This window comes from Methanosarcina sp. A14, assembly GCF_001729375.1.
Taxonomy (GTDB): domain Archaea; phylum Halobacteriota; class Methanosarcinia; order Methanosarcinales; family Methanosarcinaceae; genus Methanosarcina; species Methanosarcina barkeri.
Genome location: NZ_LZPK01000096.1, coordinates 1 through 14543 on the forward strand (window position 1 = coordinate 1; position 14543 = coordinate 14543).

The window sequence follows — 14543 nt, forward strand, 5'->3', positions numbered from 1 at the left end:
CTTCGTACTTTACTGACTTCATACAAGGTTTCTGGCAAAAATATCAGATACGTTATCCATATTTGCGATGTAATCCTTTGCAAGCGGGTCTACAGCTACAACCTCACCACCTATCTCTTCAGCTACGGCTTGTGCACTCTGCGTACTTGTCTGGGGCTGGATAAAGATTATTTTAACGTTCTTTTCCTTTGCAAGATCTACAAGCTCCGCCAGATCCTGAGCACTCGGCTCTTTTCCTTCGATCTCAACTGGAATCATAGTGAGATTGTAATCCACCGCAAAATAGCCCCAGGCAGGATGATAAACAATGAAGTTTCTTTCCGTTTTCCCCTCAAGCTTTTCGCGAATCCTTGCATCCAGAGCATTCAGCTCCTTAAGATAGGCATCTCTGTTCTGAGCATAGTAAGTCTTGTTTTCAGGATCTATTTTGGCAAGTCCTTCATAAATGTTCTCGACCATTATTTTTGCATTTGAAGGAGATGTCCATATATGGGGGTCCAATTCAGTTTCTTCATGGTCAGCTTCAGATTCTCCTGCATGTTCCTCTGCTCCCTCCCCATCGTGATGATCGTGAGCAGCAAGTTCCCTGAGCTTGATTCCATTAGAAGAGTTTACAATAAGAGTTCCACTGTTAATAGATTCGAACCTGTTAATCCAGACTTCCTCAAAGGGCATATCGATGCCGACTGTAACATACATACTGGCTTTACTCACATTTTCTATTTCTTTTGGAGAAGGTTCATAGGTGTGTGGGTCTGCTCCAGGAGGGATTATGACAACAGTTTTTACTTTGTCTCCCCCCACTTTCTCTACAAACTCAGCCTGAGGAAGCACACTTACAGCTACGGTTATAGGCTGATTAGATCCTGCTACTTCAGCTTCCTGTCCTGTACTCTCATTAGTTTGGGAGTCACCTGGACCTGTACAGCCACTAGCAAAAAGGCTCAGGCCAACAGTCAAGAGCACCAATAAAGGTAGAATTTTCAGATTCATAATTAGATCTCGCTTTCTTCGTTTCACTTTTACTTGACTTCTGAACTTTACTTGACTTCTGAACTTTACTTGACTTCTGAACTTGTTTTTGATTAGATAAGACCGCTATCGAGGAGAAAGCTGCATATACCCAAATTATGTTAAAGATTATATTTGGAATATACCCAAATTTTGAGTCATTCACGAGATATTTTTGGTGTAAACCCAAATGTATTTTGAAGCTTACTCGCAGTTTTATGCACCATTAATACTTCAATTAGCATTACACTAGCGTTCTATTAACGTCCCTATAACACTTAAAACGTTTTAATTAGCGCTTAATGAGACAAAATACACTGTATATCTTATTGTTTAGTATTTCGTTAGATGTTCAATAGCTATTTCCTTCATACAGACATTTTCATGGCTGATTTTTCCGCATACTCCAAACATTGGATGACCCATTGAGCTGCAGATTTTATTTATAGCATCCCTTGAGACGAAAGCCTCAAAACGCGAAACTTCACTACATGCTTCCTCCGAAGAAAGGCCGTAATGGGTTAGAAGAAGACTGAGGATCCTGTGCCTTCGAATAAGAAATTGCGTATATGCCTTACCCAGTTCCGTCAGATTCACACCCCTATAAGGAACATGATTCAGGTAGCCTGCACTTGCAAGCTCATTTAAGGTCTTGGTTGTGGTTGAAGGGTCTACCTGCAGACCTGAAGAGATCTCTGTAGTTTTTACAGTACCTCCTTTTTCAAGAATGAACTTGAGATAATCTACCTTTCTCGGAGAGAGTTCAAGGCCTGTAAATTCAGGATAACTTTGCTCATTCATATAGAGAAATATAAAAAACTGGTATTTATTGTTTGCTACATACCAAATTATGAAGTTATAGTTTTACTGTGGCAAAATTAGAAAAGCGGGATGAATGATGGAAGAGTAGAATTTAAACCTCCCAGTAAAAGAAAAAAATCAGTAAAAGAAAATATACACAGCAGAGATCAGCAGGAAACTTACGATACCCATCAAGGCGCTTCCAAAGGTATTTGACCCGAAGACCTTAGATGGTCCCAGTTCTGCAAGCTCTCCGAAAATCCAGAAGAAAGGATCATTAACATGGGAAATTAGAAAAGTACCTGGAAGCCATTGAAAGGATAACGATTTCCGTAGGAAACCCAAGTTAAGGAAACAAGGGCATTAAAAAAGAAGGTGCGATAAGCATGGTCGCAACCCTTGATCCCTGAACGGTTTGAAGGGCTGCGGCAACGAGAAAAGGAACAAGGATATGAGGAAGGCTCAACTGCAAGAAAAACCTGCCAAGAGCTTATCCTACCCCGGTCGTAGCAAGAGTTGCCCCGATAGAGCCTCCTCCGCAAAGGTCAAGAAGGACAAACCCGCTTCGTCTCACAGCTATTTCAATCAATTCCTTCAGTAAGAGAAATCCGAGCTTTCTTCCAGAAAAGATGGAGAAGGACTCTTATAAGAAGTGCAATATTCGGGTTTCCCAGAAAGGTGAGTACAGGATGAGCGTGTTCAAAGCCTGTCTGAAAGAGAATAAGAAGTAAAGGGAAAAAGATTGGAGAGTAAGCCTCAAGCCTTCGGGACCTTTCGGCAGGGCTTGTATATATCCCTGAATCTCTTTCCTGAACCTCAACTATCTTTGCCTTTACTCTGTTCGAAAGATCGACAGTTCCAAACTTATTCAGATTTTTGGAATAAAGGTAACTTGCAATGGAAGTGGAAACTGCGTTAAGAATTCCCAGAATAAAAAGCCTGTCCACGTTAGCCGATAATTCTTCTGCTGCCGAGATTACTACAGGTGAAGGATAGACAAGGTTAAACGAGGCAACAGCTCCGAGTGCAAGGACTGTTGCAGTGGAAATAGAGGGGTTATCGAGCCTGGCAGCCAACTCTTTAGCTATTGGAATGAAGATAACATAGGCAAGAATATGAAAGTCGCCCGGCGAGTTTAAGCAGTCTATTTCAAGAGAAAACAATTAAGCAAGTTTAAATATCATTTTTTGGAGAGGACGCCATTTACTCAGTTTAAACATTTTCTCCATTATTCCCACATTCCAACTTCTTCCCCATTAACTTTCAAATTTAGTAGAGGTAGTTTACTCAGTTGAAACATCCTCATCAGGAGAGGATAGTCCACTGAGCTCTTCAATTTCTTCTTCTCCGAGTACTCTTGCAAGATTTAGTAGAATAAGAAGCCTGTTCCCTACTTTTCCAACGCCTACCAGGTATTCCGCATTGATTTTCGATTTGATCATCTCAGGAGGTGGCTGAATTGAGGAAAGTGGCAGGTTCATGACCTCCTTTACGGAATTTACAAGCATTCCAAGAATTGTATCTTTAACCTCCACTATGATAATTCTGGACAGGCTGTCAGTCTCTTTTGATCTGAAATCAAGCCGCTTGTTAAGGTCTATCACTACGAGGATCTTTCCCCGCAGGTTAATGAGTCCTTTTACGCATTCCGGAGTCTGAGGAATTCGGGTGATCCTCGGAACCGGAATAACTTCGGAGACCTGCATAATATCTACTCCGAACTCTTCACCTGAAAGCTCAAAGGTCACTAAGCGAAGACTTTCTTCCGAAAATCCTGAACCTTCATCTAATGTTTCTTCAAACATTTGAATTCCTCAAACTAGCTCAGAAATTTTAACTTGACTTATTTTCTGACCCTTCTTTTAAGTTACCAAGTTTGAATTTTTCCGTAGCTTTTTTCATTCTTTCCCCGAGTAAGGAAAGGTCACTAGCCATGTTGGCAAGTTCTGACATTGAAGCACTCTGCTCTTCGAGAGCTGCAGCAGTTTCCTGGGTTCCTGCAGCGGACTGCTCCGAAATTGAGGAAATATCCTCCAGAGTGGAAGTGATTTCTTCAATGGATGCGGACTGCTCTTCTGTAGCAGCTGCAACATCTTCTACCATATTTGTAATTTCATTGATTGTAGTTACAATCCCTGAAACCATTTCAACTGCGTTATTAACAGATAGCGAACCAGCCTGCACATCTTTTTTACTGGCCTCTATACTTTCCACGGTTTCACTGATACTGCCTCTTATTTCATCAATTAGACTAGAAATGTTATTAGCAGCACGGCCGGATTCGTCGGCAAGTTTTCGGACCTCATCGGCTACAACAGAAAAACCCCTGCCGTGCTCACCAGCCCGGGCAGCCTCAATTGCAGCATTCAGCGCAAGCATATTTGTCTGGTCGGCAATCCTGGTAATAAGAGTTACAATTTCATTGATTTGTTGAGACTTGGAGTCAAGCTCCGTTATCACTTCCTTAGTTTCATCAACAGAGAAGCAAATATGGTCCATTTTTACCAAGAGTTCTCTTGAGGCATTTCCAATGTCATTGATAGTGTTATTGACAAGATTAGTATTTTTAGAAACTTTCTGGGTATTCTCCGCAATTTCCTGGATATTGTGTGTCATGTCCTGCATTGCACGAGTTATATCCACTATTTTTGTACTCTGCACTTCGGTCCCATCTGAGATTTCAGTTGCAGTGTCAGAAATTTTCCTTGAAGCTGAAGCCACTTCCTCAGAAGAAGCAGACATTTCTTCTGAAAGTGTAGAAAGGTGAACCGAAATTTCCTGAATTCCTTTTATCAGGCTACGAAGGTTTTCAACCATCGATTTAAAAGCTTGTGAGAGTTGAGAGATTTCACTTCTCGAGTTTCCTTTAATCTCAACACTCAGATCCCCTCCAGAGATTCTGTCTGCGGCTTTAAGTAATTCATATATGGGTTTTCTATAAACATTAAGAATAACAAAAACAAGTAAAACCCCGACAAGTATTGAAAGAAAAGTAACGAGAAAGATCTTATTTATAGAATCTATTATCAGGGTGTTAAGTTTCTCTTTCTGATCGTTACTGGCAGCTTCAGCATCTTTTTTAACCTGTGCGGCTATGTTTTCCATTTTTTTTACTTCAACCGCCTTTTCCTCTTTAAGAATTTTCAGGCGATTAAAATCATTCTGGATCTGTCGAGCTCTAGTAATTATTATATTTCCACGTTCAAGATTTTCAGTTGCCCCCGTCTGCGTTTTCAGATTAGTAGTAACTTCAGTTATATTTTCCGTTCGTTGGCTGAAATTTTCCGCATATTGATTTTCGGGAGTAATTATATAATTCTGGTATTCGTTTTGAGCTTCCATTGCAAGTATGCTGATTTTCTGGGCTTCCTGAGCATTGGATAACTTTTGCTGGAGAACTTCACCTGAAGAACCATTTCCTGCATATTGGTGATATTGAAGCATCTGATCTTGATAAATCTCATCTGCTTTTTGCAAAATAAGATCACCGTTTGAGACGATGTCGGCTCTAAGGGCCACCTCTTCGTCTTCTGCTTTAACGTAGCTGTTAAAAGTTTCATCAAATTCGTCGGACGTTTTCAGGATAGAGTCCATATGATCTTGGTTTACAGGATCAAGGTAGCCAAGATATATTTCTTTAGAGATAGCTGCCTGGGAGGGCACAAGAGCAAGATGGTTATAAGTCTCGTTCTTATAAACCGGGTCGCCATAAATAACATAACTTTCCTGGGCTTGCAGAGCCCCTTGCATGTTATCCACGATGGAGGTCATGTTTTGAATGGCTCGGCTCTTTTTTTCAATATCGTTCATACCTTGATAGCTTGTGTACCCAACAAAAAAAATCAAAACAAGAAGAAGAGCAAAGCCTACCACTAGATGCCCTATTTTTGTGTTTTTATACATTTTCCTCACCCTTGCCTCAGCTTCTCCACCACTATACATATCCAGTTTACATAGACTGTTAACCTATCAGTCGTAACCGCCAAGTGAAGTGAACATGCGGAAATGCTTCTATGAAGACTGCCTAATCTTCCCAACCAGTTATTCAATACAGACTATTTAAGAGTTGATAAATTTTTTGATTTATTAAAAAAGAGAATGTAATACAAAATTAAGTACTGTGAGTTTAATCCGGTTTCACTCAATATCTCACTAGACCTCTACCGAGTCTGCCCTTTAGGCAAACGCTTTTGTATTTTCGTATATTATACTGCGACTGTCTCTTTATTTTCCGCATATGTATTACGACTGTCTTTTTATTTTCGCATATACATTATATCTTCAAGAGTCAGTTATTGTAAGAAAATACTCGACCTGTGAGCCAAAGTCGCCAAAGTTTATAGGTTTGGCAAGAACAGCATAGCATCCGGCTTTAAGGAACTTTTCTTTACATTCAGGATCAGAGTAACCTGTGACTGCAACTACCTTTATACTCCGAGTTTCAGGGTTAAGTTTGATTTTTTGAAGCAATTCAAGGCCGTGCATTTTCGGAAGCTCCATATCAAGCAATATCAGGTCAATTTTTGCTTCATTGAGAATTTCGAGAGCTTCAAAACCATTTTTCGCCTTTTTTGGCTCATGTCCAAAGGACTTGAGTAAGTCTGCTTCAACGGTCAGATTAAGTAAATTATCTTCAACAATAAGGATTTCAGGCACTCAAATCTACTCCTAAGGTGGTTGCTTGAAGATTTTGTAAGCTGGACTTTTTGTAAATAAGATTTTGTAAACTGGACTTTTTGTAAATAAGATTTTGTAAGCTGGACTTTTTGTAAGCGAGATTTTTTGTAAACAAGATTTTGTAAGTGAGATTTTGTCAAAGAAACGCTGAGTAATGAATTTTCTAATGAATTGAATTTTATAGTGAATAATAATCTTCTAATAAGGTCTGAAACAAGAAAATATGAAATGAAATATTTCCTTATATCTTCAGCATGTATACCTTAGTCCTCCCTAAACCTAGGGACAGAAAGTTATGAAAATATTACTCTATCTTCAACAGGTATACTTGATACCTGCAAATTGTTCCAAGGTTATCTTTCAATTTACAGTAATATATGAAGTTCGGGAAAATATAAATTTATTTGCAAAATTTAGATACATATATTCAATATACAAAAAGAAATAAAAATATTTTATTTAAATTTAGGTATCATTTTAGATGTCAGTGTTCAGGAAAAAAAAATTGAAATTAGTACCAGATTGAATTTAAAACAAACAGAGAAACATTTTATATATAGGAAATAATATAATTAATGTTTTATTTAAATTTGAAGATCAAAACTGGAACTCGGCTGAAGATTGAGAAAGAGCCGGTAATTTCTGTAAATAGTTTGTTAACGTGTCAATTAACCAGAGTATTTAAATAAATTTTGATCTCTAATTTTTATAAAGATAATTAAAAAATTTAATATAGCAGGTTTCGCATATATTTTTCTACACAATTAGGATAAATATGCCTTAACAAATAAACTAGGTTGGTTACATTTGTTAACCTCAAATAATTTTTAAATTAGGTCCTTTGATTCATAGCATGACTTTGTGGAGAATATTCGGATAAGAGGCTAGATTCGGCAAAGGCAGGAATAAAGTATCAGAACATTCCAAAAAACAGAGGTGTAAATATCATCCGATATTGTCGCTTGTTCAAGAACGTAAGAAGGGAAATGCATGGCCAGAATTATGATCGTGGACGATGCCGAATTTATGCGGATGATTATTAAAGATATTCTTCTGATGCACGGACATGAAGTTGTTGCTGAAGTTAATGATGGGGAAGAAGCAATTCAAATTTATTTTGAAGTAAAGCCAGATATTGTGTTAATGGATATAATTATGCCAGATATGGATGGAAAAGAGGCATTGAAAAAACTTCTTATTATGGATCCTGAGGCAAAAATAGTAATGTGCTCCTCCATTGGTCAACAGGCCCTCATAACCGAATCAATGAAGATAGGAGCTATGGGCTTTATAGTAAAGCCTTTTGAGCCTGATGGAATGCTCGATGTAATAAGAAAAATTGCTGAACCTAATTAGACCTTATTTAAAGATAATGGCAAATAAGGCTATTATTGCATAAAATTGCGTTAAATGAGGCTGCATTAAATAAAGCAATTAACAAGAAAAATTGCTGAACCTAATTAGACCTTATTTAAAGATAATGGCAAATAAGGCTATTATTGCATAAAATTGCGTTAAATGAGGCTGCATTAAATAAAGCAATTAACGCTATATTGAAAAAACAACTGAAGCTATGTAAAATCAAACAACTGAAGCTACATTAAACCTGAATTAACTTAACTGAAGCTACATTAAACTGAATTTAACTGAAGCTACACAAATTAAGCTATGTTAAATCAGACTATTGTTAAGATTCTATTGTTAAGATTCTATTGTTAAGATTCTTAGATAGAAATTATTAGATAGAAATTATTAGATAAAGTTATTAGATAAAGCTATTATAAAATAAATATTATATTTAAAGGAAAGTGCTTGAGATGACTATCTGCGCACTCATAGAGACGATTCTGCTTTAATTCGTAAACTCCTTTCCGATATTCTCAGTCAAGACCCAAATCTCAGAGTAGTAGGAACGGTATTCAATGGAAAGGACAGTTTTGAGAAAATTAAAAAGTTGGTGTATGATGTCGTTCTTCTAGACAATGTTATGCCTATTCTTGACGGCCTTAAGACTCTCGCTCGGATTATAAATGAGTGTCCGAATCCTGTTGTGATGATTTCAGCCCTTGGAAAAAGAGCTGAGGAAATTACACTTACAGCCTTTGAATACAGAGCAGTGAATGTAATCCAGAAGCCTGAAGGGATTCTTAGTCAGAACATGCCAGATATGGCAGAAGAAATTTGCAGAAAAATCTGTGCAGCTGTAAAAGCCAAAACAGAAGTACGGACTAAATAAGTATTGGGATTAAAACAGAACAGAGACTAAACAAATGCTGGGACTAAAACAGAAATAGGGACTAAATAAATATTGGAATTAAAACAGAACAGAGACTAAACAAATGTTGGAACTAAAACAGATGTAGGGATTAAAACAGAATTGAATACGAGACTAAATCTAGAACTCAATCCCAAATTGAACTCTGTGTTGAGAAACCATCTAAAAATATGAACTTCCAGAAAGGCAGGGAAAATTATGGATATGTCAAAATATATGGGCATTTTCAGGGCAGAGTCAGAGAAAAACATTAAAGAGTTGAGCGATTCCCTACTGGTACTTGAGAATAATCCTGAAAATACGGAACATATGAATACGTTATTTCGTGCAGCTCATACATTCAAAGGCATGTCTGCAACTATGGGGTTCAAACAAATTGTAGAGTTAACGCATGAAATGGAAAGTTTGATAGACAGGCTGCGCACGCGGCAAATTGTACTTAATTCTTCTTTGATTGATGTTCTCCTGGTATGTGTGGATACCCTTGAAGGGCTTGTAGAAAATATCTGTGAAAGTGAAGGAGATAAGCCCGAAAAAGGAAAAAAAGTGACAGCTAATAAATGCGAGTTCTATCCTGACGTCTACGAAGTGATAAAAACGTTAAGGGAAGTAAATGATTCTTCTGAAAAAGTCTCCATTCAAAGAATCGAAAATAAACTCCTACCTGCAAAGAAAAAAACGACAAAAGAAATCTATCAACCAGAGAAGGAAGAAAAAACCCCAGTTTATCCAAAATCGAGTCCTAAAGTGAAAATTGTTCAGAACCCAAGAATCAGTACCGAACAGCTCGATAAATTGATGAATCTCGTGGGCGAGCTCGTAATTAACCGAAGTAGAATAAATGAGCTTACACGCAACCTGAAATCCAAGGAGCTTGAGGTTGCACTCTCAGATTTTCATAAACTAACAAGAGAACTGCAAGACGAAGTGATAGAGGCAAGAATGGTACCTCTGGATCATATCACCTACATCTATCCCAGAATGATTAGAGATCTTGCACGCATACAAAACAAAAAAATCGATTTTATAATCAAAGGGAAAGAACTCAAGCTCGATAGAACTATTCTCGAAGAAATCGGGGATTCCCTAGTGCACCTGTTAAGAAATGCAGTAGATCACGGAATCGAAATTCCGGAGAAGCGTGTAGAACTTGGAAAAAAAGAGAATGGCGCTATACTGATTACAGCTTCAAGACAGGAAAATTTTGTCCTTATTAGAATAGAAGATGATGGATTTGGAATAGACACTAATGAAATCAGGAAAATTGCATTAAAGAAAGGAATTATTTCAAGAGAAAGTGCGGAGCAGCTTCAGGAAGAGGAAGCAATGCAGCTGATCTTTACTCCAGGTCTCAGTACTTCTGACAATGTTACCGACATCTCCGGAAGAGGAATAGGAATGGATGTTGTAAAAAACAGAGTTGAGCGCCTTGGAGGATCCGTAAAAGTCGAATCAAAGCCTGGACTGGGTTCCAGTTTCGAATTGAAACTACCTTTAACCGTTGCGGTTTATCAGGCCATACTGGTAAGAGTTGGAAAGGAAAAATACGCAATTCCCTTCACAAGCATAGTGAAAAACATTGAATTTAGCTCGCAGGAAATCAAGCATATTAAAGGACGGGAAGTCATTTTAATAGACAATAAAATTCTTCCACTTTTTAGATTGAGAAGGCAGTTTCAGCTACCTGATGATGACGACGAGAACAATATTTTCGTAGTTCTGGTTGAAAAACACGGGCAATATATTGGAATAGTCGTGGATGAACTGCTTGGAAAACAGGAAGTAATAGTAAAAAGCTTCAAAAGCAAGCTTCTTGGCAATACCAGAGGATTTGCAGGAGCAACAATTCTGGGCGACGGAAACGTTATTTTAATTATCGATGTCAACTCCCTGATTTGAAATAAGTAAGAAACTTTAATGGAAATAAAAAAAGCCTGGATAAAAGTACTGTCGGTGAAGAAATGGGTAACGGTCCAATTAGAAAGGCAAATGATAGTGAAATAAATAAAAAAACAAATAAAGAGATAAATACATGTCAAAATCTGGAAAAAGATCTGGGCTTTGAACTGTTAAAAAGAAATATTAGTGGAAACACCGGCTTTAACTGTGAATATTATAAGGAAGCCCATTTCAGGCGTAGAATTAACGTGCGCGTTCGAGCCACCAATTCTGAGAGTTATGGAGCATATCTGAAACTTTTAAAGGAAGATCCGCAAGAGTACGAATTTCTTCTTGACGCTCTTACTGTAAATGTCAGTGAGTTTTTCCGAAATCCCGAAACCTTCAGAATAATCGAAAAAGAGGTTATTCCTTCTCTTGTTAAAAACAGATCAGGGCTATTTATCCGATCAATTCGCATCTGGAGTGCCGGTTGTGCAGCAGGGGAAGAGGCCTATTCCCTTGCTATCCTGCTACACAGGATCCTGAAAAACGACTTTAATAAGTATAGAATAAAAATTATAGGTACGGATATTGATACTCAAAGTCTGGAAAAAGCCAAAAAAGGTATTTACAATGAAAACTCACTTAAAAATCTTGATTCAGGCACAAAAGAACGTTATTTCTTGAAACAGGGAGATAATTACCAGGTAATAGACGATTTTAAGAATATAACTCAATTTAAACGTCACGATTTGATTTCAGACCAGAGAATCGATCATTTTGATATTATTGTCTGCCGAAATGTAATGATATATTTTAAAAAAGGAATTCAGGAACAATTACAGCTTAATTTCTACAAGGCTCTTGGAAAAGGAGGATTTTTTATAATAGGAAAGTCCGAAACACTGCTTGGGAATGCATCAAGTCTCTTTAGACCTTACAATACAAGAGAGCGCCTGTACATAAAGGAAATATAAAAAGACATTTATGGAAAAGGTCAAGAACCTGAGGAATTTAAGCGAATACGAAGAACCTGCAAAATAATTTCAGGATACAACAATTGTAAATAAATTTTGAACATTTTTTAAACAAATTTTTTAAAGAAAGTATAAATCATTTTAAATAGTTCCTAAGCAATGTCTAAGCAGCTCCTAAAAAACTTTTAATAATTATCATAACAGAGAAATTTCTAAACCAGGAGGGTTCTTCAAGACGACTAACTCAGGCGTAATTGTAGTGGGAATAGGAGCCTGTGCATTGACCAAGAGTCCAATTAAAATTAAAACCTTCGGATTGGGCTCATGTTTAAGCATAACACTCTATGATAGGCAGGAGAGAATAGGTGGGCTTGTCCATACGATGCTTCCGAGTATAAGTGATGAAAAAATAAAAGACAACCCTTTAAAATATACTGATTCCGGTATAGAGTACCTTGCAGCTGAGATACTAAGAAAAGGCTCATCCAGAAAAAGGCTTGAAGCAAAACTTGTCGGGGGAGCACATATGTTTGAAAATCGGAACCTGAACATAGGGAAAAGAAATATAAAATGTGCCAAAATCACCCTGGAAAAGTTTGAAATACCAATTATAGCCGAGGATACCGGCAAAAATTATGGACGTACAGTAACTCTTGATACTTCTACTGGCGATATCCTAATAAGGACTATTTTGAGAAAAGATAAGATAATATAAAAGAATCAATTGGTTTCTATCGTTAATCGGTTTTTATTTTTATCTACATTTCCTTATTTATTATTACGTTTTACTTATTTTTACTTTCAATCTGTTCTTACTTTCATTCATATATTCTTTCGTTTGTTTTTACTTTTAATCTGTTCTTACATTTAGTTCTTTTTACTTTTTGACATTGTTGAAGTAATATTGAGAAATGCTTTTGGATTTTTAAAGTAAATTATTTTTTCAAACTGTTTTTTCAAACTGTTCATTTTTGAATTCACTTTCGTTTCTTCATCGTTTCTCTGAAAAATTATATATTTGATATAAATATTATAATTACATTATTAGTTCCATTAATAAAGCAAAAGAAAACAAAAGTAACATAAAACTTTAAATCTGTATCTGAGGCTAGATCTAAGGTAAAGTGACACTCTGAATATACTTGAGTACACTCTTAGTACAGTTTAAGTATACTTTGAGCAATACACTAAGTGTACTTCAGGTTAATACTACGAGTACACTTGAAGTATACATTGAGCCTATCCCAAAAGTCATTTCGTTCTTAATCATCAAGAATTTTCAGGATTGTTTTCATGATCAGAAACTTGATTGATTGTTCGGAATACAGGATTCAGAGAAGCAATTTTGAGTTTTGGGATCAGCTCATTAAGTATACATTAAGTACGCTTTAGATAATACTCTGAGCACTACTTCAAAATTCTTTGAGTAACCCTTGAGTAAATACTATATTCTCAGTCATCTGTAAGATATCTGAAAAGTTATAAAAGCTTATAGAAGACGAGAAAACAGGGAAACCAAACCTGACAACTCGCGAACTAGTTTCAAGATAGCAATAACTAAGCAAATGGGAGATTTTTATGGAAATCAACGGAGTAGAAATCGAAGATACATATGCAGAAGCGTTTCCGATCAAAATTGCACGGGTACTCATAACAGCTGCTACCAAGCGCTGGGCCCTTGTGGCAGCTACTGAAGCTACAGGCTTTGCAACATCCGTTATAATGTGTCCTGCTGAAGCCGGAATTGAGAAATTAGCAAGCCCCAGCGAGACTCCTGATGGCAGACCTGGAGTTTATGTCCAGATCTGCACTTTCAAGTACGAAGCTCTGGAAGAGCAGCTCCTTGAAAGAATTGGACAGTGTGTACTTACAGCCCCTACAACTGCAGTCTTTAATGGACTTCCTGAAGCTGAAAAACAGTTTAATGTAGGCTTTAAACTCAAGTTCTTCTCAGACGGCATGGAATCCGAAACCCAAATTGCAGGCCGCAAGGTATTTAAGATGCCAATTATGGAAGGAGACTTCCTGGCCGAAGAAAATATAGGAGCTATAGCTGGAATTGCAGGCGGAAACTTCTTCATCTTCGGAGACTCCCAGATGACCGCCCTGACCGCAGCCGAAGCTGCTGTTGATGCAATTGCAGAACTTGAAGGTACAATTACCCCCTTCCCTGGTGGCATTGTAGCCAGCGGATCTAAATCCGGAGCAAACAAATACAAGTTCCTGAAAGCTACTGCTAACGAGAGATTCTGCCCTTCCATAAAGGATAAGGTTGAAAACACTGAAATCCCGGCAGATGTCAATGCTGTTTATGAAATTGTTATTAACGGGCTTGATGAAGAAAACATAAAAGCTGCCATGAAAGCAGGAATTAAAGCCGCTGTAACTGTTCCGGGCGTTAAGAAAATATCAGCAGGAAACTATGGCGGAAAGCTTGGTAAATATCAGTTTAAACTTCACGAACTCTTCTGAACTCTAAAACCTTTTCCTTTTTTACTTTCTTCTCTATTCTTTTTTATTCTCATTTTTAGCCCTTATGTAAGGATAATCATATAATATCGGATAGAATATAAAGAAAAATAAAAGGTTGACTATTCTGGATAATTTTTAATACCGAGTTCATCCCAAAACTTAAAATTTACTTCTTGAGCCCTTTATTTGAATAATCAATCAAACTCATGATCATGAAAACAATTCTGAGAATTTAAAAACAATTCTGAGAATTTCCAACGATTAAGAGTAAAATGGCTTTTTGGACAGCTCTCTATATAAATAGCATAATAATGTTATTCGATCTGTTTTAGTGCTCTCAAGAACACCAATTGATTACATATAATTTTATAAAGATGTTTATAAATATCAGGAGTACTAGACCCAATGGCCCCAGGGAAATACGAAGAAAAAGATTCCAAAAAGTATGG

Annotated in this window: 13 protein-coding genes; 6 read left to right on the plus strand and 7 right to left on the minus strand. The window is 37.1% G+C overall.

The genetic code is table 11. From position 1 onward, the window contains the following. Positions 1–18: 18 nt before the first annotated feature. The 7 genes from A9239_RS05355 to A9239_RS05380 form a co-directional block, all read right to left on the minus strand. Entirely contained in the window at positions 19–993 is a 975-nt protein-coding gene (locus A9239_RS05355) for a metal ABC transporter solute-binding protein, Zn/Mn family (RefSeq protein WP_048122606.1), read from the minus strand. A gap of 351 nt (positions 994–1344) precedes the next feature. Further along, positions 1345–1812 carry a metal-dependent transcriptional regulator gene (locus tag A9239_RS05360; RefSeq protein ID WP_048122608.1) on the minus strand — a complete coding sequence of 156 codons (468 nt, stop codon included), beginning with the start codon at positions 1810–1812 and terminating at the stop codon, positions 1345–1347. A 346-nt stretch (positions 1813–2158) separates the two neighbouring features. After that, positions 2159–2284 carry a hypothetical protein gene (locus tag A9239_RS20205; protein WP_255361910.1) on the minus strand — a complete coding sequence of 42 codons (126 nt, stop codon included), beginning with the start codon at positions 2282–2284 and terminating at the stop codon, positions 2159–2161. 109 nt (positions 2285–2393) lie between these two features. Next, the gene (locus A9239_RS20210) at positions 2394–2975 is read right to left on the minus strand and encodes a GntP family permease (RefSeq protein WP_052712952.1); all 582 of its coding nucleotides are present in this window, start codon (positions 2973–2975) and stop codon (positions 2394–2396) included. 120 nt (positions 2976–3095) lie between these two features. Next, the gene (locus A9239_RS05370; RefSeq protein WP_048122610.1) at positions 3096–3617 is read right to left on the minus strand and encodes a chemotaxis protein CheW; all 522 of its coding nucleotides are present in this window, start codon (positions 3615–3617) and stop codon (positions 3096–3098) included. Between the two features lie 28 nt (positions 3618–3645). Continuing rightward, a complete protein-coding gene (locus tag A9239_RS05375; RefSeq protein WP_048123680.1) occupies positions 3646–5715 on the minus strand; it encodes a methyl-accepting chemotaxis protein in 2070 nt (689 codons plus the stop codon). Between the two features lie 378 nt (positions 5716–6093). Next, positions 6094–6468 (minus strand): response regulator, encoded by a 375-nt coding sequence (locus A9239_RS05380; RefSeq protein WP_048122612.1) that lies wholly within the window; start codon positions 6466–6468, stop codon positions 6094–6096. 1011 nt (positions 6469–7479) lie between these two features. Between A9239_RS05380 and A9239_RS05385 the strand changes: the two genes are divergently transcribed. From A9239_RS05385 to fhcD, 6 genes are all read left to right on the plus strand, one after another. Further along, positions 7480–7845, plus strand: a complete 366-nt coding sequence (locus A9239_RS05385) for a response regulator (RefSeq protein ID WP_048122613.1) — start codon at positions 7480–7482, stop codon at positions 7843–7845. A gap of 520 nt (positions 7846–8365) precedes the next feature. Beyond that, positions 8366–8725, plus strand: a complete 360-nt coding sequence (locus tag A9239_RS18120; RefSeq protein ID WP_230629388.1) for a response regulator — start codon at positions 8366–8368, stop codon at positions 8723–8725. A 237-nt stretch (positions 8726–8962) separates the two neighbouring features. Then, the gene (locus A9239_RS05395) at positions 8963–10663 is read left to right on the plus strand and encodes a chemotaxis protein CheA (protein ID WP_048156623.1); all 1701 of its coding nucleotides are present in this window, start codon (positions 8963–8965) and stop codon (positions 10661–10663) included. A gap of 62 nt (positions 10664–10725) precedes the next feature. Beyond that, the gene (locus A9239_RS05400; RefSeq protein ID WP_048122617.1) at positions 10726–11622 is read left to right on the plus strand and encodes a protein-glutamate O-methyltransferase CheR; all 897 of its coding nucleotides are present in this window, start codon (positions 10726–10728) and stop codon (positions 11620–11622) included. Between the two features lie 259 nt (positions 11623–11881). Beyond that, entirely contained in the window at positions 11882–12337 is a 456-nt protein-coding gene (locus A9239_RS05405) for a chemotaxis protein CheD (protein ID WP_080941610.1), read from the plus strand. A gap of 863 nt (positions 12338–13200) precedes the next feature. After that, positions 13201–14094, plus strand: a complete 894-nt coding sequence (gene fhcD, locus A9239_RS05410) for a formylmethanofuran--tetrahydromethanopterin N-formyltransferase (protein ID WP_048156626.1) — start codon at positions 13201–13203, stop codon at positions 14092–14094. Positions 14095–14543 lie beyond the last annotated feature (449 nt).

What these genes read in the sequence shown, in the direction of transcription:
- A9239_RS05400 (WP_048122617.1), top strand. Translation starts at nt 10,726, where the DNA reads ATGGGTAACGGTCCAATTAGAAAGGCAAATGATAGTGAAATAAATAAA.
- A9239_RS05385 (WP_048122613.1), top strand. Translation starts at nt 7,480, where the DNA reads ATGGCCAGAATTATGATCGTGGACGATGCCGAATTTATGCGGATGATT.
- A9239_RS05360 (WP_048122608.1), bottom strand. Translation starts at nt 1,812, where the DNA reads ATGAATGAGCAAAGTTATCCTGAATTTACAGGCCTTGAACTCTCTCCG.
- A9239_RS05355 (WP_048122606.1), bottom strand. Translation starts at nt 993, where the DNA reads ATGAATCTGAAAATTCTACCTTTATTGGTGCTCTTGACTGTTGGCCTG.
- A9239_RS05375 (WP_048123680.1), bottom strand. Translation starts at nt 5,715, where the DNA reads ATGTATAAAAACACAAAAATAGGGCATCTAGTGGTAGGCTTTGCTCTT.
- fhcD (WP_048156626.1), top strand. Translation starts at nt 13,201, where the DNA reads ATGGAAATCAACGGAGTAGAAATCGAAGATACATATGCAGAAGCGTTT.
- A9239_RS05395 (WP_048156623.1), top strand. Translation starts at nt 8,963, where the DNA reads ATGGATATGTCAAAATATATGGGCATTTTCAGGGCAGAGTCAGAGAAA.
- A9239_RS05370 (WP_048122610.1), bottom strand. Translation starts at nt 3,617, where the DNA reads ATGTTTGAAGAAACATTAGATGAAGGTTCAGGATTTTCGGAAGAAAGT.